This window comes from Streptomyces sp. NPDC087270 (assembly GCF_044744625.1).
In the GTDB taxonomy this organism is placed as follows: Bacteria; Actinomycetota; Actinomycetes; order Streptomycetales; family Streptomycetaceae; genus Actinacidiphila.
In genome coordinates this window covers 330,847-351,728 of record NZ_JBIUYR010000008.1, presented here as the reverse complement: position 1 = coordinate 351,728, position 20,882 = coordinate 330,847, and the positions used below count along the sequence as shown (strand labels likewise).

Annotated in this window: 24 protein-coding genes; 14 read left to right on the top strand and 10 right to left on the bottom strand. The window is 74.5% G+C overall.

Features of this window, described 5'->3' with window-relative positions; all coding sequences use genetic code 11:
• Positions 1-60: 60 nt before the first annotated feature.
• Positions 61-600, top strand: coding sequence for a type 1 glutamine amidotransferase domain-containing protein (locus ACIPAE_RS18845; RefSeq protein ID WP_329361186.1), 540 nt, complete (start codon positions 61-63; stop codon positions 598-600).
• Positions 601-802: 202 nt separating this feature from the next.
• Here ACIPAE_RS18845 and ACIPAE_RS18840 read toward each other — a convergent pair whose 3' ends face one another.
• Genes ACIPAE_RS18840 through ACIPAE_RS18810 form a run of 7 tightly spaced genes read right to left on the bottom strand, consistent with a single transcriptional unit; the run spans position 803 to position 5,198 of the window.
• Positions 803-2,620 (bottom strand): complex I subunit 5 family protein, encoded by a 1,818-nt coding sequence (locus tag ACIPAE_RS18840; protein ID WP_402446444.1) that lies wholly within the window; start codon positions 2,618-2,620, stop codon positions 803-805.
• 4 nt (positions 2,621-2,624) lie between these two features.
• Positions 2,625-2,972 carry a sodium:proton antiporter gene (locus ACIPAE_RS18835; protein WP_329361189.1) on the bottom strand — a complete coding sequence of 116 codons (348 nt, stop codon included), beginning with the start codon at positions 2,970-2,972 and terminating at the stop codon, positions 2,625-2,627.
• Positions 2,972-3,721, bottom strand: a complete 750-nt coding sequence (locus ACIPAE_RS18830) for an MnhB domain-containing protein (RefSeq protein WP_402446441.1) — start codon at positions 3,719-3,721, stop codon at positions 2,972-2,974. Before ACIPAE_RS18830 ends, ACIPAE_RS18835 begins: the two co-directional genes overlap by 1 nt.
• The gene (locus ACIPAE_RS18825) at positions 3,718-4,032 is read right to left on the bottom strand and encodes a DUF4040 domain-containing protein (RefSeq protein WP_329361191.1); all 315 of its coding nucleotides are present in this window, start codon (positions 4,030-4,032) and stop codon (positions 3,718-3,720) included. Before ACIPAE_RS18825 ends, ACIPAE_RS18830 begins: the two co-directional genes overlap by 4 nt.
• A complete protein-coding gene (locus ACIPAE_RS18820) occupies positions 4,029-4,325 on the bottom strand; it encodes a monovalent cation/H(+) antiporter subunit G (protein WP_329361193.1) in 297 nt (98 codons plus the stop codon). The genes ACIPAE_RS18825 and ACIPAE_RS18820 overlap by 4 nt, the downstream gene beginning before the upstream one ends.
• 55 nt (positions 4,326-4,380) lie before the next feature.
• A complete protein-coding gene (locus ACIPAE_RS18815) occupies positions 4,381-4,674 on the bottom strand; it encodes an MrpF/PhaF family protein (RefSeq protein WP_402446436.1) in 294 nt (97 codons plus the stop codon).
• Positions 4,671-5,198: a hypothetical protein gene (locus ACIPAE_RS18810; protein WP_402446433.1), complete on the bottom strand. Its 528-nt coding sequence runs from the start codon at positions 5,196-5,198 to the stop codon at positions 4,671-4,673. Before ACIPAE_RS18810 ends, ACIPAE_RS18815 begins: the two co-directional genes overlap by 4 nt.
• 388 nt (positions 5,199-5,586) lie before the next feature.
• Between ACIPAE_RS18810 and ACIPAE_RS18805 the strand changes: the two genes are divergently transcribed.
• From ACIPAE_RS18805 to ACIPAE_RS18795, 3 genes are read left to right on the top strand one after another with little or no spacing between them, the layout of a single operon-like run.
• Positions 5,587-6,282: a TetR family transcriptional regulator gene (locus ACIPAE_RS18805; protein ID WP_366413554.1), complete on the top strand. Its 696-nt coding sequence runs from the start codon at positions 5,587-5,589 to the stop codon at positions 6,280-6,282.
• Between the two features lie 7 nt (positions 6,283-6,289).
• Entirely contained in the window at positions 6,290-7,093 is an 804-nt protein-coding gene (locus ACIPAE_RS18800; RefSeq protein ID WP_402446508.1) for an SDR family NAD(P)-dependent oxidoreductase, read from the top strand.
• A 20-nt stretch (positions 7,094-7,113) separates the two neighbouring features.
• Positions 7,114-8,154: an NAD(P)-dependent alcohol dehydrogenase gene (locus ACIPAE_RS18795; RefSeq protein WP_329361201.1), complete on the top strand. Its 1,041-nt coding sequence runs from the start codon at positions 7,114-7,116 to the stop codon at positions 8,152-8,154.
• Between the two features lie 368 nt (positions 8,155-8,522).
• Here ACIPAE_RS18795 and ACIPAE_RS18790 read toward each other — a convergent pair whose 3' ends face one another.
• The gene (locus tag ACIPAE_RS18790) at positions 8,523-9,455 is read right to left on the bottom strand and encodes a hypothetical protein (protein ID WP_402446430.1); all 933 of its coding nucleotides are present in this window, start codon (positions 9,453-9,455) and stop codon (positions 8,523-8,525) included.
• Positions 9,456-9,529: 74 nt separating this feature from the next.
• Positions 9,530-9,709, bottom strand: a complete 180-nt coding sequence (locus ACIPAE_RS18785) for a hypothetical protein (RefSeq protein ID WP_402446427.1) — start codon at positions 9,707-9,709, stop codon at positions 9,530-9,532.
• A gap of 288 nt (positions 9,710-9,997) precedes the next feature.
• On the opposite strand from ACIPAE_RS18785, the gene ACIPAE_RS18780 reads away from it, so the two are divergent.
• The 8 genes from ACIPAE_RS18780 to ACIPAE_RS18745 all read left to right on the top strand — a co-directional run bounded on the left by ACIPAE_RS18780 (position 9,998) and on the right by ACIPAE_RS18745 (position 17,516).
• Positions 9,998-11,290, top strand: coding sequence for an alpha/beta fold hydrolase (locus tag ACIPAE_RS18780; RefSeq protein WP_402446423.1), 1,293 nt, complete (start codon positions 9,998-10,000; stop codon positions 11,288-11,290).
• On the top strand, positions 11,287-12,192 hold the full coding sequence (locus ACIPAE_RS18775; protein ID WP_329361208.1) for a dihydrodipicolinate synthase family protein: 906 nt from the start codon (positions 11,287-11,289) through the stop codon (positions 12,190-12,192). The genes ACIPAE_RS18780 and ACIPAE_RS18775 overlap by 4 nt, the downstream gene beginning before the upstream one ends.
• On the top strand, positions 12,189-13,190 hold the full coding sequence (locus ACIPAE_RS18770; RefSeq protein ID WP_366413550.1) for a proline racemase family protein: 1,002 nt from the start codon (positions 12,189-12,191) through the stop codon (positions 13,188-13,190). Before ACIPAE_RS18775 ends, ACIPAE_RS18770 begins: the two co-directional genes overlap by 4 nt.
• Entirely contained in the window at positions 13,187-13,867 is a 681-nt protein-coding gene (locus ACIPAE_RS18765) for a GntR family transcriptional regulator (RefSeq protein WP_402446418.1), read from the top strand. Before ACIPAE_RS18770 ends, ACIPAE_RS18765 begins: the two co-directional genes overlap by 4 nt.
• A gap of 41 nt (positions 13,868-13,908) precedes the next feature.
• Positions 13,909-15,123: an NAD(P)/FAD-dependent oxidoreductase gene (locus ACIPAE_RS18760; RefSeq protein ID WP_402446506.1), complete on the top strand. Its 1,215-nt coding sequence runs from the start codon at positions 13,909-13,911 to the stop codon at positions 15,121-15,123.
• Positions 15,120-15,467 (top strand): (2Fe-2S)-binding protein, encoded by a 348-nt coding sequence (locus tag ACIPAE_RS18755; protein WP_402446415.1) that lies wholly within the window; start codon positions 15,120-15,122, stop codon positions 15,465-15,467. The genes ACIPAE_RS18760 and ACIPAE_RS18755 overlap by 4 nt, the downstream gene beginning before the upstream one ends.
• Positions 15,451-17,040, top strand: a complete 1,590-nt coding sequence (locus ACIPAE_RS18750) for an FAD-dependent oxidoreductase (RefSeq protein ID WP_402446412.1) — start codon at positions 15,451-15,453, stop codon at positions 17,038-17,040. Before ACIPAE_RS18755 ends, ACIPAE_RS18750 begins: the two co-directional genes overlap by 17 nt.
• Before the next feature lie 68 nt (positions 17,041-17,108).
• On the top strand, positions 17,109-17,516 hold the full coding sequence (locus ACIPAE_RS18745; protein ID WP_402446409.1) for a DUF3224 domain-containing protein: 408 nt from the start codon (positions 17,109-17,111) through the stop codon (positions 17,514-17,516).
• Between the two features lie 504 nt (positions 17,517-18,020).
• Here ACIPAE_RS18745 and ACIPAE_RS18740 read toward each other — a convergent pair.
• Entirely contained in the window at positions 18,021-18,920 is a 900-nt protein-coding gene (locus tag ACIPAE_RS18740) for a LysR family transcriptional regulator (protein WP_402446407.1), read from the bottom strand.
• 95 nt (positions 18,921-19,015) lie between these two features.
• Here ACIPAE_RS18740 and ACIPAE_RS18735 point away from each other — a divergent pair, with 95 nt between their 5' ends.
• Together ACIPAE_RS18735 and pip are read left to right on the top strand one after the other, a co-directional pair.
• Positions 19,016-19,753 (top strand): SDR family oxidoreductase, encoded by a 738-nt coding sequence (locus ACIPAE_RS18735; protein WP_402446404.1) that lies wholly within the window; start codon positions 19,016-19,018, stop codon positions 19,751-19,753.
• 104 nt (positions 19,754-19,857) lie between these two features.
• Positions 19,858-20,817 (top strand): prolyl aminopeptidase, encoded by a 960-nt coding sequence (pip, locus tag ACIPAE_RS18730; protein ID WP_329361221.1) that lies wholly within the window; start codon positions 19,858-19,860, stop codon positions 20,815-20,817.
• Positions 20,818-20,882 lie beyond the last annotated feature (65 nt).

Sequence of the window (20,882 nt, the reverse complement as noted above, 5' to 3'; positions counted from 1 at the left end):
ACGGGTAGCCGCAGCGTGAACGTTTCGAACGGGGCTCCGGCAATGAGAGGACGTGATGTCGTGCGAGCCGCATTCCTGACCGCGACCGAGGGCGTCGAGCAGGTGGAGCTGACCTCCCCCTGGCAGGCGCTGTCCGACGCGGGCGTGACGCCGTCACTGATCACCCCCGAGGCAGGCGAGGTCCAGGCGTTCCACCACCTGGACAAGGCCGACACCTTCCCGGCCGACCTCGCCGTGGACGAGGCTTCCGCGGCGGACTTCGACGTGCTGGTCCTGCCCGGCGGCGTCGCCAACCCGGACGCGCTGCGCCAGGACGCCAAGGCGCTCGACCTCGTACGCGGGTTCTTCGCCGCCGGCAAGCCGGTCGCGGCGATCTGCCACGCCCCGTGGACCCTGGTCGAGGCGGACACGGTCCGTGGCCGGACGCTCACCTCGTGGCCGAGCCTGCGGACGGACCTGCGCAACGCGGGCGCGACCTGGGTGGACGAGGAGGTGAAGGTGTGCACGGCGGGCCCCAACGCCCTCATCACGAGTCGTAAGCCCGACGACCTGCCGGCCTTCAACCGCACCGTCCTGCAAGCGGTGACCCGCCCGGCCTGAGCCTGCTTGGCCCGAGCCTGCCCGGCCTGCGCCCGCCCGTACGCCCGGTCCGGTCGGCCCGGCCTGGGGCCCGCCCGGCCTGAGCCTGCCCGGCCTGGGGCCCGCCCGGGCGGGTCCGGCCCGCCGTGCGCCGCGCGGTGATCCGCGCACGTGATGACGCGGTGACGCCGGTGCTACCGCGCCCTCAGGTCTGCGCGCCGGATCAGGTCTGCGCGCCGAACGCGGCGCACAGGGCGGCGACACCGAGGGCGAGCCACGCGACGTAGTCGCCCAGGTGCCCGGAGTGCAGCCGCCGCAGCCCGGTCACCAAGGCGCGCACCCCCCGGTGCAAGGGCAGCCGGACGGGGCGCAGCACCGCGAGGGCCGCGAACGCGGCCGCGGCGGCGGCCGACCCGCCGCCCAGCAGCAGCCCCTCGGCGGTCCACGCCGAAGCGACGTGCGGCAGCACCGCCCGGTGCGCGACGGCGGGACCGAGGACGGCGGCACGGTAGACGGCGGGGTCGGTGAAGACGGCGGCGCCGCGGGCGAGCGAGCGCGCCACGGCAGGCAGGCAGCCGACCACGGCGCACAGGGCGAGCAGGAGGGCGGGCACCGCCACCATCATCGGCGGCAGCGCCCGCCCGGGCTCCCTGACTTCGGGTTCCTCGCCCTCTCCGCTGGTCTCGGCCTCGCCGGGCCGGCTGTGCGGAACCGGTCCGGCGCCCCAGAAGATCCGCAGGGCCGCCCGGAGCAGCGCTCCCCCGGTCAGCGCGGACGTGAGGACGTACACGGCCGGGAGCCACGCCTGGCTGTGGCCGGCCGCGGCCTCGCCGAGGGCCTTGCCCAGCCCGGTGCCGAACGGCGGCAGCCCGGCCAGCGCGAGCGCGCCCAGCACGAACAGCACGCCCAGCAGCCGCAGATCGCGCGCCCGACCGTACAGGCCGTGCTCGTCGACGGAGCCGTAGCGGTCCAGGAGCACACCGGTCAGGCCGAACAGCGCCGCCTTCGCGCAGCCGTGCGCGGCCACGTAGACGGCGGCGCCGGCCACGCCGCCGGGGGTGAGCAGCGCGATGCCCACCATGAACAGCCCGACATGGCCCACGGTCGAGTACGCGAGCATGCGCTTGAGGTGCCGCTGCTGCCAGCACATCACGGCGCCGACGAGCGCGGTGAGCACGCCCAGCGCGGTGAAGGTGTGGCGGAACGCGTCGTGCGGGATGCCGCCAGGACCGGAGAAGACCGTCCAGTACACGCGCCCGATCCCGTAGGCGCCCAGCTCGACCATCGCGCCGGACAGCAGCATGCACACCGGGGTCGGGGCGACGGCGTGCGCGTCGGGCAGCCAGAAGTGGAACGGCACCACCGCGGCCTTGACCAGCATGGCGGTGACCACGAGCACGAAGGAGACCACGACCAGCAGGTCGGTCCGGTGCTCCCCCATCGCCCGGCCCATCGCGGCGAGGTTCAGCTGCCCGGTGCGGGCGTAGAGCAGCCCGATGCCCAGCAGCGAGCAGTACGCGGCGAGGGAGTTGACGATCCCGAAGGTGAGGGCGCCCTGGAGCGGGCGCGGGTCCTCGATGCGGTAGCCGGTCAGGGCGTATCCGGCGGCGCCCATCAACTCGAAGAACACGAAGGCGTTGAACAGGTCGCCGGTCAGGGCGAAGCCGACCATGCCGGCCTGGAAGGTCAGCACCATCGCGGGGAACAGTCCCGCGCGTTCACCGCGCGGCTCGTCGAAGTACCGCCAGGAGTAGGCCAGGACCGCCAGCACCAGACATGACGCGAGGAGAGCCAGGCCCGCGCCGACCCGGTCCGCGGCGAGCACGATACCGATCTGCGCCGGCCAGCCGCCGACCGGTGTGACGGCGACGCCCTGGATGTGCGACCAGAGCAGCGCCAGGCACACCACGTCCGCCGCGGCGGCGCCGGTGGCCAGGACGTCGCAGCCGGTGCGCGGCAGTACCCGGCCCGCGACGGCCAGCAGGGGCGCGCCGAGCAGCGGGATCGCCACTGCCAGCGGCAGCAGGGTCGCGTCCGTCACACCGTCAGCCCCTCAGCGCGGTCAGCGACTCGGGATCGACGGTTCCGTGCCGCTTGCGCAGCTGGATCGTGAGGGCGAGCAGCAGGGCGGTGACCGTCGCGCCGACGACGATGTCGGTGAGGGCGAGGGCCTGGACGATCGGGTCCACCACCGGGCGCGAGCCGGGTCGGAGGTCGGAGAACACCGGGGCGGTGCCGTGGTCGCGGTAGCCGACGGCGAGCAGCAGGACGTACGTCGAGGACTGGGCGACGGCCAGGCAGCCGATCGCGTGGATCAGGTTCCGGCTGGTCACCAGTCCGTAGAGGGCCACGAGCAGAATCCAGCCCGCGGCCAGGTAGGGCCACACGCCCATCAGGCGTCCTCCTCCTGTGTACCGGTCCCGGTGACCTCGACGGCCTGGTCGAGGAAGTGCGCGAGCAGCACGATCACCCCGGAGGCCACCTCGACGCCGACCGCCGCGTTGAACAGCGGCACCATGCCTCCCGAGGTGATCTTGTTGAAGGTGCCCAGCGGCAGGACGTTCTTCAGGAACGCGCCGCCCGCGGCCAGCCCGGCCACGCCCATCGCGGTGAAGGACGCCGCCGCGAGCGAGTCGGCGATGTCCAGGACGACCAGCGGTCGCAGCCGCTGCAACACGCGGTAGTCGGCGGCGACATAGCCCAGGTGGAGCGCGGTGGCCAGCACCACCCCGCCCTGGAACCCGCCGCCGGGGCTGAGCTGGCCGTGGGCGACGATGTACACCCCGACCACCACGGTCACCGGCAGCAGCACGGCCCCCAGCAGCCGGGTGGTGGGCAGGACGGTCTCCGACGCGGCGGCGTGCTGGCGTTCGTCGCGGGCGAGGCGCAGGAGCAAGGTCGCCCCGAGCACCGTGCAGAAGAGGATCGACTCCTCGCCGAGGGTGTCGAAGGCGCGCAGGTCGAAGTTGACCGACGAGACGACGTTGGCGGTGCGGTGGGCGAGCGCCGCGGCCACCGCGCGCTCGCCGTAGGGGTGCGAGGCTCCGCCGAACGACGGGAGTTCCCGGCAGGACAGGGTGAAGTAGACGCCGATCACCGCGGCGGAGACCAGGAACAGCAGCAGACGTGCCCGGGGACTCACGACCCGGTCCCGCCCCGCGGTCCCTGGTCGCAGGGCCCGGACCCGCCGCCGGCGGGCTTCGCGGCGTCGGCCACCGAGCGGCGTCTGACCTTGCGGACCGTCAGCAGGATGAGCAGCGGTGTGAGCACGGTGCCGACCGCCAGTTGCGACAGCGCCACGTCGGGTGCCTGCAGCACGGCGAACAGCACGGCCAGGCCGAGTCCGAGGACGCCCAGCAGCACCGCCTGCCGCACGGGCTCGCGGCACAGCACCGCCAGCGTGGCGGCCACCACCACGAAGCCGAGCGCGACGCCGATGAGTGCGGTGTTCACCGCTGCTCCCCCTCGCCGGACTCCCACGCGGCCTTCCCGACGGCGATCGTGCCGGCCGTGCCGCCGGCCGCGAACAGCAGCCCGATCAGCAGGGTCTTGACCGCCGCGCGTCCGGGGCCCTGCTGGACCGCGACGGCGAGCGCGATCAGCGGAACGCCCAGGCAGGACGAGACGGCCAGCGCGTGCAGGCGCATCAACGTTCCCTTCAGCCGTACCAGGGCCAGCGCCGACAGGAGCACGCAGGCCACGCCCGCCCACAGCAGCGCCAGGGCCACCACGTGACCGGCGGTCATCCGCGGTCCACCGCGGACGTGTCGTACCGAAGTCCCACCATGTCCTGCTGTCCTCTCAGTCGCTGGATCGGTCCCGCTCCTCCACGGGGGCGTCGCTCCCCTCCCCCGCGACGAAACGGGCGAAGACGAGCGTCCCGGCCGGTGCCAGCACCGCCAGCACCAGCGCCAGGTCCTGGTACGACGACCGGTCGTAGCCCTGCGGCAGGACGAGGAACACCGCGCCCACCACCGTGGAGAGCGACGACAGCGCGACGAGCCGCCGCACCGGGGAGCCGGACGCGGCGACCCACAGGCACGCGGGGCCGGCGCCGGCGAGCAGCACGAGGGCCGCGGCCGTCCACGCGTTCACCGCGGACCGCCCAGGCCGCCTGGACCGCCCGGACCGCCGAACGCGCGTTCCATCGCGCCGGGTTCGGGGCGCAGGGCATGCACCCGCACCCCGGGGGCGGGGCCGTCGCCGTTCCCGCCGTTCTCCGCGCTCTCCCCGTCGCCGCCCTCGCCGGTCCCCAGGACGCACGTGTCCGCGGAAGCGGCCAGCAGCAGCCCCGCCCAACCGGCTCCGGTGCCCGGACGCAGCACGACCCGGCGCACCGCGCCCGACCGCCTCCCGCCGGCACACGTGTCGCGGGCCAGCACGGCAGCGCCGCGGACGAGCGACCAGGGCAGTACCGCCAGCGCGCGGGGAGCTCCGCGGCCGCGCGGCCGCCCGAGCCGTACCGCCCGCCTGATCCGCCGGGCCGCGAACGCCGCGCCGAGCCCGGCCACGGCGGCGACCGCCAGCTCGACAGGTCCGACCGAGCTGATCAGCACCACCGTGAGCGCGACCATGACGACCCACCACGCCGCGACCTCGGTCACCGCTGTGCGCACCATGCCCGCCGCCTCCCGCCGTTGACGCCCGCTCCCGCCGTGCCGTCCATTCTCGAAGCCCGGCCGGACCGGCCTCCGGCGCGGACCGCCGCCGCGCCGCACACCACCCGAACAGCGGCATCCGGCGGACCTCGGCAGCCGCGCGACGACCCGTCTTCCCGGCTGCGCGGCGGACACACCTGGGCCGCGCCACCGGAGCGGGGACGCGCGCTCTGGTGTGCGGGCGGGGCGACGGACGGGCAGCGGAGGCCGTTCACGGCGCCTGACGTCCACGCGGTATCGGCTTCCCGGGCGCCCCGCGCGACCGCGACAGCTCTCAGATGTCCCGGTGGGACATATGTCTCATCGGGAAATATGTCCCACCGGGACATCCGGACGTACGGTCGAAGGCATGGACGCCGAGGAAGCAGTACCGAGTGGCACCGCCGTGGCGGACCGGCGGCTGCTGCGGGCGCGCCGCACCCGCAAGGCGCTCGCCACCGCCGCCGTCGAGCTGATCCTGGAACGGGGTCTGGCCGCCACCACGGTGGAGGCGATAGCCGAACGCGCGGACGTCACGCGGCGCACCTTCAGCCGGTACTTCACCGGCAAGGAGGACGCGGCCCTCGGCTTCGTCCGCGACGACGGCGAGCGGATCAACGCGGCGCTGCGCGCCCGGCCAGCCGGCGAACCGCCGCTGCTGGCCTACCGCCGGGCCGTCCGCGCCTGGCTGGCCGACCCGCACACGCCCGCGGCGCACCTGCGCCCGCAGATGCGCCGGATCATCGGCCTCCTCGACCAGGAGCCCACCTTGTTCGCCGCGTACGAGCGCATCCGGGTCGACGCCCAGGACGAGTCGACCCGGATCATCGCCGACCGCCTCGGCACCGACGACCTCCGGGACCTGCGCCCGGCCGTCGTCGTGGAGGCCGCGGCGGGCGTGCTGACCGCGGGGCTGCGCGCCTGGGCGCGCGGTCCTGACCACCAGGACGGGGCCGGCACCGAACTCGCCGACCTCGTGGAACGGGCGTACGACGCCCTGTCCTGGGAAGTCGCCTCCGCGGCCTCCCACCGCACCACCGAGGAACCACGCACTACCGATGAGTGAGACCACCATGAGCACCACCTCCCGCACCACCACCCCCTCTCCCGCTCCCGCCGCCGACGCGGCCGAGTTCGCGGACCGCACCGCCCTGGTCACCGGGGCCGCGTCCGGCATCGGCCTGGCCACCGCCCGGCGGCTGGCCGCCGGCGGCGCACGGGTCGTCATCGCCGACTTCGACGTCCCGGGCGCCGAGAAGGCCGCCGCCGAACTGACCGCCGAGGGGCGGCAGGCCGTGGCGACCGCGCTGGACGTCACCCGGCCGGACTCGGCCGAGGCGGCCGTCCGCTTCGCCGTCGAGACCTTCGGCGGCCTCGACCTCGCCGTGAACAACGCCGGGATCGGCGGCCCGAGCGCGCCCACCGGGGCGTACGACATCGCGGAGTACGACCGGGTCATCCGCACCAACCTCGACGGCGTCTTCTACTGCCTGCGCCACGAGCTGCCCGCCATCGAGGCCGCCGGCCGCGGCGGCGCCATCGTCAACGTGGCCTCCATCCTCGGTTCCGTCGGCTTCGCCGGCTCGCCCGCTTACGTGGCCGCCAAGCACGGCGTGGTCGGGCTGACCAAGACCGCCGCCGCCGAGTACTCCGCCCGGGGCATCCGGGTCAACGCGGTCGGCCCCGGCTTCATCGAGACCCCGCTGCTGAACCGGATGGACGAGCAGGCCCGGGCCGCGCTGGTCGCGCTGCACCCGGCGGGGCGGCTGGGCCGGCCCGAGGAGGTCGCCGAGCTGATCGCGTTCCTGCTCTCGGACCGCGCCTCGTTCGTCACCGGCAGCTACCACCTGGTCGACGGCGCCTACACCGCCGTCTGACCCTCGGAGAGGAGATCACCGTGAAGGCACTGCAATACCGCACCATCGGCGCCGCCCCCGAGGTGGTGACCGTGCCGGACCCCGAGCCCGGTCCCGGCCAGGTGCTGCTGAAGGTCACCGCCGCCGGCGTGTGCCACAGCGACATCGCCGTCATGAGCTGGCCCGCGGACAGCTTCCCGTACGCGCTGCCGCTCACCCTCGGCCACGAGGGCGTCGGCACGGTCGCCGCGCTCGGCGCCGGCACGACCGGGGTCCGCGAGGGCGACGCCGTCGCCGTCTACGGCCCGTGGGGCTGCGGCCGGTGCGCCAAGTGCGCCGAGGGCAAGGAGAACTACTGCCTGCGCGCCGACGAGCTGGGCATCCGCCCGCCGGGCCTGGGCGCGCCCGGCGCGATCGCCGAGTACCTTCTCGTCGACGACCCGCGCCACCTCGTCCCGCTGGAGGGGCTCGACCCGGTGGCCGCGGTGCCGCTGACCGACGCCGGCCTGACGCCGTATCACGCCATCAAGCGGGCGCTGCCGAAGCTGGTTCCGGGCTCCACCGCGGTCGTCATCGGCACCGGCGGCCTCGGGCACACCGCGATCCAGCTGTTGCGGGCGCTGAGCCCGGCCCGGATCGTCGCTCTGGACGTCAGCGAGGACAAGCTGCGGCTGGCCCGCCGGGTCGGCGCCCACGAGGCGGTGCTCTCCGACGACGACGCGCCCGCCACCGTCCGCGAGTTGACCGGCGGGCTGGGCGCGCAGGCGGTCTTCGACTTCGTCGGAGCCCCGCCCACCGTCCGGATCGCCGGGGCCGTGGCCGGGGTGGAGGCCGAGGTGTCCCTCGTGGGCATCGGCGGCGGCACGCTGCCGGTCGGGTTCGGCGCGATGCCGTTCGAGGTCTCGGTCAGCGCTCCGTACTGGGGCAGCCGCTCGGAACTCCAGGAGGTGCTGGCCCTCGCCCGCGCCGGCGCGGTCTCCGTCCACACGGAGACCTTCTCCCTGGACGAGGCGCCGCGCGCGTACGAGCGGTTGCACGCCGGCACGGTCAACGGCCGCGCGGTCATCCTCCCCAACGGCTGACCGCCCCCGCCCCGGCGGCCCCCGGTACCCCCGGGTGCCGCCGGGGCCGGCGGGTACGACGCCACCGCATCACCGGCGACGCCCACGTCACCCGCTCGGGCGCCGAAGCGGTCGGGGTACGGGCAGAACTCCCACGCCTCGTCAGGGCGATCGCTCCAGCCCCGCCAGAGGTGCCGGTCGCCGCACTGCCACGCACCTCGACAGGCGCGCGTGCCGTCCTGCTCCCGCCGCGCGAGGACCATCGCGGTGCGGGTCATCGACGGCCGCAGGTCGGGCGACGCGGTGCCGCCGGGGTGCTCTTCGGCTGCGCGTCATGGCGCTGAACCGTGCTCCTCGGCTGCGCGTCGTGGCCCCGGTGCGTCCGCTCCTCAGGCAACGGGCCACTCCCGGCCCGCGGTTGCCTCGCGTGCGAGGCGACGCCACCGCGTCTCCCCGCCGGGCAGCGGCCACGCCCAGGTCGGCTGGTGCGCGGTGTGCAGCTCGTGGAGGTGGCGGGCGAGCCGCGGGCCGGCGGTGGCGGCGCCGTCCGGGACCGCGGGGCCGTGGACGGCGCGCAGTTCGGCGAAGCGGGCCAGTTCGGACGCGTAGGAGTCCACGGCCTCGTCGGTACGCGCGGCCAGGTCGTCGCGGGGCACCGTGCGGTGCACGTGCAGCAGCGCGGGCTCGACGGACTCGGCGACGGCCGCGGCCAGCCGCGCGTGACCGTCCAGGATCAGGTGGCAGTCCAGGCCGCTGACCCACCACAGCAGGACGGGTGGCAGCGTCCCTTCACGGGCCTGCTTGCGGTACGCCTTGACCCGGCTGTCCTCGGCGCCGGGCATCGGCCGCAGCGGGAGGACCTCCCACGAGCCGGAGTGGACGAACCAGTCGATATACCCGTCGGGATGGCCGTCGACGAGCACCGAACCCCAGTACCGGGCGTGCGAGGCGCCCGGATGGCGCCACCGCAGCAGCGGACTTTCGCTCGACAGCAGCCATCTGCCCTCGTGCAGCGGGCTGTCCGCCGCGTCGGCGAGGTACCGCGCGAAGCGGTGGGCCCACCGTTCGGGACGGCCCGCCAGGGCGCGCCCCGTATCGGCGCGCAGCGGCGGGACGAAGGAGCGGTACGCGTCGGTGCGCCAGAAGTCCACACCCTGGAACCGCTCCTGGACGACGGCGAGCAGCACGGGCCGCGACCGCTGGGCGACCAGCAGCCGCGTCCCGGCGCTGAACACGCGCAGCCCCGGCAGGTCGCGATCCCGTACATCCAGGGACAGCCCCACCCAGGTGCCGTCGTCCCGCCTGACGTCGCTGCGCTGCATGGCGCGAGCGTAGACGGCCGCTGCGGGAAGGCCGGCGGCGGCCGGGTGCGCGGGGCGCCGCCGGTGGGACGGCCTCAGCCGCCGTACGGACCCGTCGGCGGCACCGACGTCCTCGTGTGGTGGACCGGCAACGACGCGTCCCGGCCCGGGGCGGCCCTCATGTGCGCCCCCGGGTCGGTGTACTTCGCCATCCTCCGCCGCTGCGAGAACACGTCCAGCAGCCGGCCGCCCTTCCGGGAAGGCCGGTCCTTCATCGCCCCACCCCGTTGCGTTCGCTGTGCACCTTCGTCCGATGCGCACCCGCGCCGTACCCGCCGCGTGGGCCCGGCAACCGCGCACCGGCAACCGCGCACCGTTGGCCCGGGGGGTTCCGCCCGCCGCGGCATCCGCCGTACGCCTCGCCGTCGCCCTGACCGTTGCCACGAGCCGGGTGGAGGCTCTATGGTCAGTGCAATACCACATACTACTTGTGCATCGTATGACGTCTGCGCAGGTCAGAGCCGTCATCCCGGACGGGAACGCCGAAGGAGGGCTGCCACCGCATGAGCGGCGCCATCACGTACACCATTCCCGGCATGCGGGTGCGCGAGCAGTTCGTCGACGTGCCGCTGGACTGGTCCGACCCCGGGCGCGGCACGATCCAGTTGTTCGTCCGCGAGCTCGTCGATCCGGCTCGGGCCGGCGAGGACCTGCCCTGCCTCGTCTACCTCCAGGGCGGCCCGGGCGGGAAGGCACCGCGCCCGCTGGACCGGAGCGGCTGGCTCGGCGCGGCGCTGGGGACGCACCGGGTGGTGCTGGCCGACCAGCGCGGCACCGGCCGCAGCACCCGGATCGACGGCCGCCGGATGAGCGCGTTCGCGACCGCCCGCGAGGGCGCGGACTTCCTCGCCTGCTTCCGGGCCGACGCCATCGTGGCCGACCACGAGCACCTGCGCCGGACCCTCTACGGCGGCCGGCGCTGGTCCACGCTCGGCCAGTCCTACGGCGGCTTCCTCACCATGACGTACCTGTCGCGGGCCCCCGAGGGGCTGAGCAGTTGCTACGTCACCGGCGGGCTGCCGGCCCTCGACCCGTCGGCGGCCGAGGTCTACCGGCGCACCTATCCGCGGGTGGAGGCCAAGAACGCGATCTTCCACCGGCGTTACCCGCACGCGGCCGAGCGGGTCGCCCGGATCGCCGACCGGCTGGCCGAGGGCGGGGCGCGGCTGCCCGACGGCGACGTGCTGACCGTCCGGCGGATGCAGTCGCTGGGCGTCGACCTCGGGATGAAGCCCGGCCACGAACGTCTGCACTGGCTGCTCGACGAGGCATGGAGCGGCGACGAGTTGTCGGCGACCTTCCTGCACCAGGTGCTGGCCAGGACCTCCTACAGCGACAACCCGCTCTACGCGGCCCTCCAGGAGAGCGTCTACGCCCACGGGCCCGGCCCGACCGGATGGGCGGCGCAGGCCGAGCTGCCGCGGCACCCGCGGTTCGCCGAGGACGCCAGGCCGCTGCTGTTCACCGGCGAGATGATCTACCCCTGGATGTTCGAGGAGATCAGCGAACTGCGCCCGTTCCGCGGGGCGGTGGAGCTGCTGGCCGAGCGGGAGAGCTGGCCGCCGCTGTACGACCCAAAGCGGCTGGCCGCCAACGAAGTCCCGGTCGCCGCCGCCGTCTACCACGACGACATGTACGTGGACGCCGGACTGCAACTGGAGACCGCGGCCCGGGTCGGCAACCTCCAGACCTGGATCACCAACGAGTACGAACACGACGGCGTCCGCGAAGACGAGCGGGTGTTCACCCGGCTCGGCCAGATGGTGCGCGACGCAGGAGGAGGAGTCACCGCATGACCGGTTCCACGAAGCCCTGGCACGGAGTCCACGTCGCCACGGCCCTGCCCTTCCACGCCGACCTGTCGGTGGACTACGACGCCTACGCCGAGCACGTCCGCTTCCTGGCGGCCGGCGGCTGCGACGGGGTGACGCCCAACGGTTCGCTGGGCGAGTACCAGACGCTGACCCCGGAGGAGCGGGCCCGCGTCGTCGAGACCGCGGTCGCGGCCGCGCCCGACGGGTTCGGGGTCATGCCGGGGGTGGCGGCGTACGGCGCGCTGGAGGCGCGCCGCTGGGCCGAGCAGGCCGCCGCCGCCGGGGCCACCTCCCTGCTGCTGCTGCCGCCCAACGCCTACCGGGCGGAGCGGGAGGCGGTGGTGCAGCACTACCGCGAGGTCGCCAAGGTCGGTCTGCCGGTGGTGGCGTACAACAACCCGATCGACACCAAGGTCGACCTCACCCCCGAACTGCTCGCCGAGTTGCACGCCGAGGGCACGATCGTGGGGGTCAAGGAGTTCACCGGTGACGTCCGCCGGGCCTACCAGATCAACGAGCTGGCGCCGGGCCTGGACATCCTCGTCGGCGCCGACGACGTGCTGCTCGAACTGGGCATGGCCGGCGCGGTCGGCTGGATCGCCGGCTACCCCAACCTGATCCCGCAGGACACCGTCGAGCTCTACCGGCTCGCCACCTCCGGCGACCCCGCCGACCTCGCCCGGGCGCTGCCGGTCTACCGCGACCTGCATCCGCTGCTGCGCTGGGACTCCAAGATCGAGTTCGTGCAGTCGATCAAGCTGTCGATGGACATCGCGGGTCTCAAGGGCGGCGCCTGCCGGCCGCCGCGGCTGCCGCTGGCGCCCGAGCTGATCGCCCGGATCACCGCCGACACCGAGGCGGTCCTCGCCAAGGGCTACAAGTGAGGTCCCGCCGCACCTTCCACGCCGTCGACTCGCACACCGAGGGCATGCCCACGCGGGTCGTCGTCGGCGGCGTCGGCACGATCCCCGGGGCCACCATGGCCGAGCGGCGGCGCTGGTTCATGGCCAACAGCGACGACGTCCGCACGCTGCTGATGTACGAGCCGCGCGGGCACGGCGCGATGAGCGGGGCGATCCTCCAGCCGCCGACCCGCCCGGACGCGGACTACGGCGTGCTGTTCATCGAGGTCTCCGGCCTGCTGCCGATGTGCGGCCACGGCACCATCGGCGTGGCCACCGTCCTGGTCGAGACCGGGATGGTGCCGGTGGTCGAGCCGGTGACCACCATCCGGCTGGACACCCCCGCCGGCCTCGTCACCGCCTCCGTGGCGGTCGAGGACGGCGCGGCCACGGCGGTCACCATCGAGAACGTGCCGTCGTACGCCCACGCGCTGGACGCCACCGTGCGGGTGCCCGGCTACGGCGAGGTGCGCTACGACCTCGCCTTCGGCGGCAACTTCTACGCGATCGTCGAACTCGCCGACCTCGGGCTGCCGTTCGACCGGGCCAGGGCCGGCGACCTGCTCGATGCCGGGCTGGCGGTCATGGCCGCCGTGAACGACGCCGACCGGCCGGTGCACCCGGAACGCGACGACATCTCCGGCTGCCACCACGTCTACCTCAAGGCCCCCGGCTCGACCGCCGAGCTGTCGCGGCACGCCATGGCCATCCACCCGGGCTGGTTCGACCGCTCGCCGTGCGGCACCGGCACCAGCGCGCGGATGGCGCAGCTGCACGCCCGCGGCGAACTCGTCGTCGGGCAGGAGTTCGTGAACGAGTCCTTCATCGGTACCCGCTTCACCGGGCGCCTGCTCGGCGAGACCACCGTCGGGCCGCACCCCGCGGTGCTGCCCGCCATCACCGGACGCGCCTGGGTCACCGGCACCTCGCAGTTCCACCTCGACCCGAGCGATCCCTTCCCCGCGGGGTTCCTGCTGTGAACCTGCCGTCCTCCCCGAACCTGCGGAGCCTCGGCCAGCGCGAGACGCTGCGCGAACGCGTCCGCGACGCGCTGCGCGCCGCGGTCATCTCCGGCGAGCTGGAACCGGGCGCGGTCTACTCCGCGCCCACCCTCGGCGCGCGCTTCGGCGTGTCGTCCACGCCCGTCCGGGAGGCGATGCTGGACCTGGCCAAGGAGGGTCTGGTCGTGGCCCAGCCGAACAAGGGCTTCCGGATCACCGAGGTGTCCGAGCAGGACCTCGACAACCTGGCGGCGGTGCGGCTGCTCATCGAGCCGCCGACGGTACGCGCCTGCGTCCCGGTGATCCCCGAGGCGGACTTCGCCGCACTGCGGGAGCTGGCCCAGGCCATCGTGGACGCGGTCGACCGCGGCGACCTGGTCGGCTACGTCCGGGCGGACCACGTCTTCCACCTGGCCCTGCTCGGCTACAGCGGCAACCGGCACCTGGTGGACGTGGTGTCCGACCTGCGGACCCGGACCCGGTTGCTCGGCCTCGCACCGCTGCTGCGCAGCGGCCGGCTGAGCGCGTCGGCGGCGGAGCACCACGCGTTGATGGACCTCGTGGAGGCGCGCGACGCGCCGGCCGCCGAGGAGCTGATGCTCCGTCACATCGGCCATGTCCGGGGGCTGTGGGCGAGCGGAGCGGAGGAGTCGTGAGCGCCGCCTCCCGAGGCACCGTCCCCGCCACGGCCGTCCACGTGAAGGCCGTCCCCGCCACGGCCGTCCACGCGGCGGCGGGCTCCGGAAGCCCGGACCTGCTTGTCATCGGGGCCGGGGTGGTCGGAGCGGCGGCCGCGTACTTCGCGGCGCTCGCCGGGCTGCGGGTCGTCGTCGTGGAGCGCGGCGCCCTCGCGGGCGGCACCTCCAGCGCGGGCGAAGGCAACCTGCTGGTCTCCGACAAGGAGGCCGGGCCCGAACTCGACCTGGCGCTGCACTCGCAGCGCGTCTGGCGGGAGGACCTGGCCGAGCACGCCGGCCGCTGGGAGTTCGAGGCCAAGGGAGGTCTCGTCGTGGCCGCGACCGGCCAGGGCCTTGCCTCGCTGCGGGAACTCGGCGCCCACCAGCGCGCCCGCGGGGTCGAGGTACGGGATGTCGGTCGCGCCCACCTGCACGACTACGAGCCGCACCTGTCCGACGGTCTCGCCGGCGCCGCGTTCTACCCGCAGGACGCCCAGGTGCAGCCGATGCTGGTGGTGGCGCACCTGCTGCGGCTGGCCCGCGACCTGGGCGCCCGGGTACGCACCGGCATCGAGGTGACCGGGTTCCTGCGCGCGGGCGACCGGATCACCGGGGTGCGTACCACCGCGGGCGACCTCCCCGCGGGCGCCGTCCTCAACGCGGCGGGCACCTGGGCGGGCGAGGTCGCCGCGCTGGCCCGCGTGTCCGTGCCGGTCCGCCCCCGGCGCGGGTTCGTGCTCGTCACCGAGCCCATGCCGCCGCGGACGATCCGGCACAAGGTCTACGCGGCGGAGTACGTCGGCGACGTCGCCAGTTCCGACGCCGCCCTGCAGACCTCGCCGGTGGTGGAGGGCACCGGCAGCGGCACCATCCTGATCGGCGCGTCGCGCGAGCGGGTCGGCTTCGACCGCACGGTGTCCCTGCCCGCGATCAGCACGCTCGCAGCCAAGGCCGTCGCGCTGTTCCCGATGCTGCGCGAGGTCCGGCTGATGCGGACCTACCACGGCTTCCGCCCGTACTGCCCCGACCACCTCCCGGTGATCGGCGCCGACCCGCGGGCGCCCGGGCTGTGGCACGCCTGCGGCCACGAAGGCGCCGGCATCGGCCTCGCGGCCGGCACCGGCAAGCTGATCGCGCAGGCCCTCACGGGTACCCGACCGGACCTGGACCTGGCGCCGTTCGCCCCCGACCGCTTCCCCGAGCAACCCCGGCACTCCGAGGGGGTTTCCCCGTGACCTACCGGATGACCTTCCGCGGCACCTCCGTTCCGGCCGAGCCGGGCCAGAGCGTCGCCGCCGCACTGGTCGCCGCCGGCATCCTCGACTGGCGCACCACCCGCGGGGCGGGCCGTCCGCGCGGCCTGTTCTGCGGCATCGGCGTCTGCTTCGACTGCCTGATCACCATCGACGGTGCCCGCGCCGAACGCGCCTGCCTGATCCCGGCGGCCGACGGCATGCGGCTGGGCGACGCCCTGGAGCCCGGCGAGGACGACCCTCCCGGCCGGGATGGCGACGGCGAACGCGACGACGCAAGCGACGACGCGGACGGGGAGGAGAACGGCGATGCCGCACACCCATGACGTGGCCGTGGTCGGCGCCGGCCCCGCCGGTCTCGCCGCCGCCGTCCAGGCGGCGGAAGCGGGGCTGGACGTGGCCCTGGTCGACGCGGCGGGACAGCCGGGCGGCCAGTACTGGCGGCACTTCGACGAGCGGTGGGCCCGGCCGGAGGACCGCGAAGGGCACCACGGCTGGCCGGTCTTCACCGACCTGCGCGAACGCCTGTACGCGCTGAGGGACACCGGGCGCGTGCGCTACCTGCCGGGCCGTCAGGTCTGGCTCGCCACCCGCGACGGCGACGGCGATGGCACCGGCACCGGCACCGGCACCGGCACCGGCACCGGCGGGGCGTTCACCCTGCACCTGTCCCCCACCGTGCCGACCGAGGCGAGGGCCGCGGATACGGCTGCCGGGCGGGGGAGCGTCGTCGCCCGCGCGTTGATCCTGTGCCCGGGCGGCTACGACCGCCAACTGCCCGTCCCCGGCTGGGATCTGCCCGGGGTGATGGCGGCCGGCGGGGTCCAGGCGCTGCTCAAGGGGCACCGCACCCTCGCCGGCAGGCGCGCTGTCGTGGCCGGCACCGGGCCGTTCCTCCTGCCGGTGGCCACCGGTCTCGCGCACGCCGGCGCCCGGGTCGCGGCCGTCGTGGAGGCCAACGCCACGCTCGGCTGGCTGCGCGACCCGCTCGGCGCGGTGTCCGCGCCGGGCAAGGGAGTCGAGGCCGCGCAGTACGCCGCGACCCTGGCGCGGCGCCGTATCCCCTACCGGAGCAGGACCGTCGTGCAGGAGGTCCTCGGCGATGGCAGGGTCGAGGCGGTGCGGACCGTGCGGGTGGACCGCCACGGCCGGCCGGCCGGACCCGGACGGGAGACCGCCGCGGATCTGGTGGCGTTCGGCTGGGGCTTCACGCCCTCGCTCGAACTGCCGCTCATGCTCGGCGCGTCGACCCGCCAGGACGTCGACGGCTCGCTGGTCGTGGAGGTCGACGCCCTGCAACGCAGCAGCGTCGGGAACGTGTACGTGGCCGGCGAGGCCACCGGAGTGGGCGGGGCCGCGCTGTCGGTCTGCGAGGGCCGGCTGGGCGCGCTCGCGCTGGCCGCCTCGCTCGGCCGCCCGCTGGGCGGCACCCTCGGTACGGCCGCGATCCGGCGCCTCCAGGCCCGGGTCCGGCGGGGCCGGCGGTTCGCCGGCGCCATGCACCGCACCTATCCGGTGCCGGCCTCCTGGCCGCGGTGGCTGGCGGACTCGACCGTGGTGTGCCGCTGCGAGGAGGTCACCTACGGCGAGTTGCGGCAGGCCCACGACGACCTCGGCGCGACGGACGCGCGCACCCTGAAGATGCTGGCCAGGCCGGGAATGGGCTGGTGCCAGGGCCGGGTCTGCGGCTTCGCGACCGCAGGCATCGCGGCCTGCCTCGACGGGCGCCGGACCACCGCGCAGGACCTGCTCCCGCTCTCCGGGCGCACCCCCGCGGTCCCGGTACCCCTCGGCGAACTCGCCGCCGCGGCCGAGGACATGGCCGAAAACACGGCCGAGGGCCGGACCGGCAAGGACCCGTGGGCCGGCGACGGTCCTGCCGGGCGGGACGGTCCATGACGGCGGCGGCCGACGACGCCGCCTCGGGTCCGGCCCGGATTGTCGGACCGCCCCGGTACGGTCGGCGCATGAGAGCCAAGGGAACCTTCACCGTCAAAGCGTTCGTCCCGACCGGGCTGGAGCCCGACCCGGCCGTGTCCACCGGGCTTCCGGTCAGTGTGGCGACGATGGAGAAGCAGTTCGAAGGCGAGGTCGCCGGCCGCTCGGCGACTTTGTTCACTGCCGCGTTCGACCAGGCGGCGGGCGTCGGCACCTACGTGGCCATGGAGTCGTTCGAAGGCTCGCTGCACGGCAAGCAGGGCTCCTTCAACTTCGTGCACTCGGCCTCGACGTCCGGCAGCGACCGCACGGCGGAGTTCTTCACCCTCGTGCCCGCCAGCGGTACGGGCGAGTTGACCGGGATCGCCGGCGCCGGTGGGCTGGCCGTCGACGCCGACGGCACGCATCGCATCTGGTTCGACTACCAGCTCGACTGAACGGCTGCCGCCGGTGCCGGGCACGCGGCGAGCCCACCGGGTAGGGCCCGCCACGCACGCGACAGGGTGCGCGGGCGCCATACGCCACCTCCGGGCGCCGGGACAGTCACGCGACCCCGGCGAGGGCCTTCTCCGCCCGGCACAGCAGCGCGTACGTGCCCGCGCACGGCCGCCGGCTCGCGCTCCAGGGTCGCCGTCGAGACGGCCACGAGGTGGTTAATCCGGCACGGGCAGCAACGGTTCGAGCACCAGGCACGCGGCGAGCCCACCGGCGAGAGCCCGCCATGCCCACGACAGGATGCGCGGGCGCTACACGCCACCTTCGGACGCCGGGACAGTCACGCAAGCCCGGCAAGCCGATCCGCACCGGCAGCAACGGTTCGAGCACCGGGCCGACCAGCGGATCGCCGGGCCCGGCTCGCCTCCGCCGCTGCGTGGCGCCGGGGCACCTGACGGGCGGGCCGGCGCTGTTCGTCGGACGGGGGTCGCCGGCGCCGGGACCGGTCACAGCTGTGTGGCCGTGCGGACCAGCCCGGCGAGGGCGAGGGAGCGGCTGTGCGCGGGCCACGCGAGGTGGGTGACGACGGGAGGCGCGTCGGACAGCGGGACGGCGGCGTGCTCGGCCCACAGCCAGGCGCGGGCGGAGTCGGGGAAGACGGCCGTCGTCCGCCCGAGGGCGATCAGTTGGGCCAGCTGCGTCTGGTCGTGGATCTCGGGGCCGGGCCCGGGCGGGTAGCTGCCGTGCCGGGGCCAGCGGGCGAGCGGGAGGTCGGGGATGTCGCTCACGTCGGCGAGGGTCAGCGTCGTGCGTGCGGCGAGGGGGTGTCTGGCCGGCAGGATGGCGATCTGCCCCTCCGTGAGCACTTCCTCGCTGTCGAACCCGGCGAGGGAGTTGAACGGCGTGTGCATGAGCGCCACGTCGGCGCGGCCGTCGCGCAGCAGCTCCGCCTGCTCGCACATCCCGCAGGGCAGCACCTCGATCTCGGCGGCGTCGGGCTCGGCCGCGTAGGCGTCGAGGAGTCTCTGCAGCAGTTCGTGGGACCCGGCGGCCTTCAGCGCCAGCACCAGGCGGGTGCGCGGGCCGCCGGGACGGTCGGCGCCGCCGGCGCGACGGGTGCGGCGGGTGGCGGCGCTGACCGCGTCGAGGGCGGCGCGGCTCTCGGCGAGCAGCACCTCGCCGGCGCCGGTCAGGCGGACACCGCGGCGGTTGCGCTGGAGCAGGGTGACGCCGACGCGCCGCTCCAGTTGCTGGATCGCCCGGGACAGCGGCGGCTGGGCCATGCCGAGCCGCTCGGCGGCGCGGCCGAAGTGCAGTTCCTCGGCGACGACCGTGAAGTACCTCAACTCGCGGGTCTCCAAGGTGTCCCGGATCTCCACGGTGGCCCCGGTCTCGGAAGTGTCCATGTCCCCCACCGTACCTCCGGTGATACCTACCAGGTATGACAGAGCACCGTATCGGTGTTGGCCGCGCGAGACCTCCTGGAGCGAGCATCGGCGGCATGAGCGAAACGAGGATCGCGCTGGTGACCGGCGCGAACAAGGGAATCGGGTACGAGATCGCGGCCGGGCTCGGCGCCCTCGGATACCGGGTGGGCGTGGGGGCGCGCGACGCGGCCCGGGGCGAGGCCGCCGTCGCGAAGCTGCGCGCCGCGGGGGTGGACGCGTTCGGGGTGCCGCTGGACGTGACCGCTGACCGGAGCGTCGGCGACGCCGTACGGCTGGTCGAACGGCAGGCGGGGCATCTGGACGCGCTGGTCAACAACGCCGGGATCTCGGGAGAGACCGGGCCGGGGTGGGTGCAGGACCCGACCACGCTCGACCTCGACACGGTCCGCGCGGTCGTGGAGACCAACGTCATCGGCGTCATCCGCGTGACCAACGCGATGCTGCCGCTGCTGCGGCGCTCGACGTCTCCGCGCATCGTCAACGTCTCCAGCAGCGTCGGCTCCCTGACCTTGCAGGCGGACCCGGACATCGACGTCGGCCCGATCATGGCCGCCTACGCGCCGTCGAAGTCGTACCTCAACGCCGTCACCGTGCAGTACGCCCGGCACTTCGCCGGCACCGGCATCCTGATCAACGCCACCTCCCCGGGCCTGGTCGCGACCGACTTCACCGGCTTCGCGGGCCCCCGTACCCCCGCGCAGGGCGCGGCCACGCCGATCCGGCTCGCCACCCTGCCCGACGGCGGACCGACCGGTTCCTTCTTCGAGGACGACGGCGTCATCCCCTGGTGACCGCTGCCCACCTCCGCTGACCTCCGCTGACCGCCGCTGACCGCCGGTCCGTATCGGGCAATGCCCGGGACGGGCCGGCGGTCGCGCGCCTAGGATCAGCGGCCATGGTTGATCTCTATCCTCCGACCGATCCGTACGAACACGGCTTTCTCGACACCGGGGACGGCAACCGCTTCTACTACGAGCAGCTCGGCAACCCCGACGGCAAGCCCGCCCTCGTCGTCCACGGCGGCCCGGGGTCGGGCGCGATGCGGCGGCCGACCCGGGCCTGGGACCCGGAACGCTACCGCGTCATCCGCTTCGACCAGCGCAACTGCGGGCGCAGCACCCCGCACGCCAGCGACCCCGCGGCGGACATGAGCCTGAACACCACCCAGCACCTCATCGACGACATGGAGCGGCTGCGCGAACACCTCGGCATCGAGCGGTGGTTGCTGAACGGCGCCTCCTGGGGCGCGACCCTCGTCCTGGCCTACGCCCAGCAACATCCGCACCGGGTCACCGAGATGGTCATCCCCGCGGTGACCACGACCCGCCACGCCGAGATCGACTGGCTCTACCGGGGAGCCGGCCGGTTCCGCCCCGAGGCGTGGGACCGGTTCCGCGACGGCGTCCCCGAGGACGAGCGCGACGGCGACCTGACGGCGGCCTACGCGCGGCTGATGGAGAACCCCGACCGGGCGGTACGGGAGAAGGCCGCCGCCGGCTGGCTCGCCTGGGAGGACGCGATCGTCTCCGACGAGCCCAACGGCAAACCCGGCATGTACAGCGACCGGGAGATCGACGCGCAGATCGCGTTCGTCCGTATCTGCGCCCACTTCTTCAGCCACGGCGCGTGGCTGGAGGAGGACCAGATCCTGCGCGACGCCCACAAGTTGGCCGGCATCCCGGCGGTGCTCGTGCACGGCCGGCACGACGCGGGCAGTCCGGTGCAGACGGCGTGGGAGCTGGCGAAGGTCTGGCCGGACGCGCGGCTGCACATCATCGAGGACTCCGGGCACGCCGGCAGCGACGCGTTGGGGGCGACGGTCCGCGCGGCCATCGAGGAGTTCAAGGACCGTTGATCCCGGCCTCGGGGCACGGACGGCACCGCCCGGCGTGATCGGTCCGGCGGTGCCGTCCTCGTCGT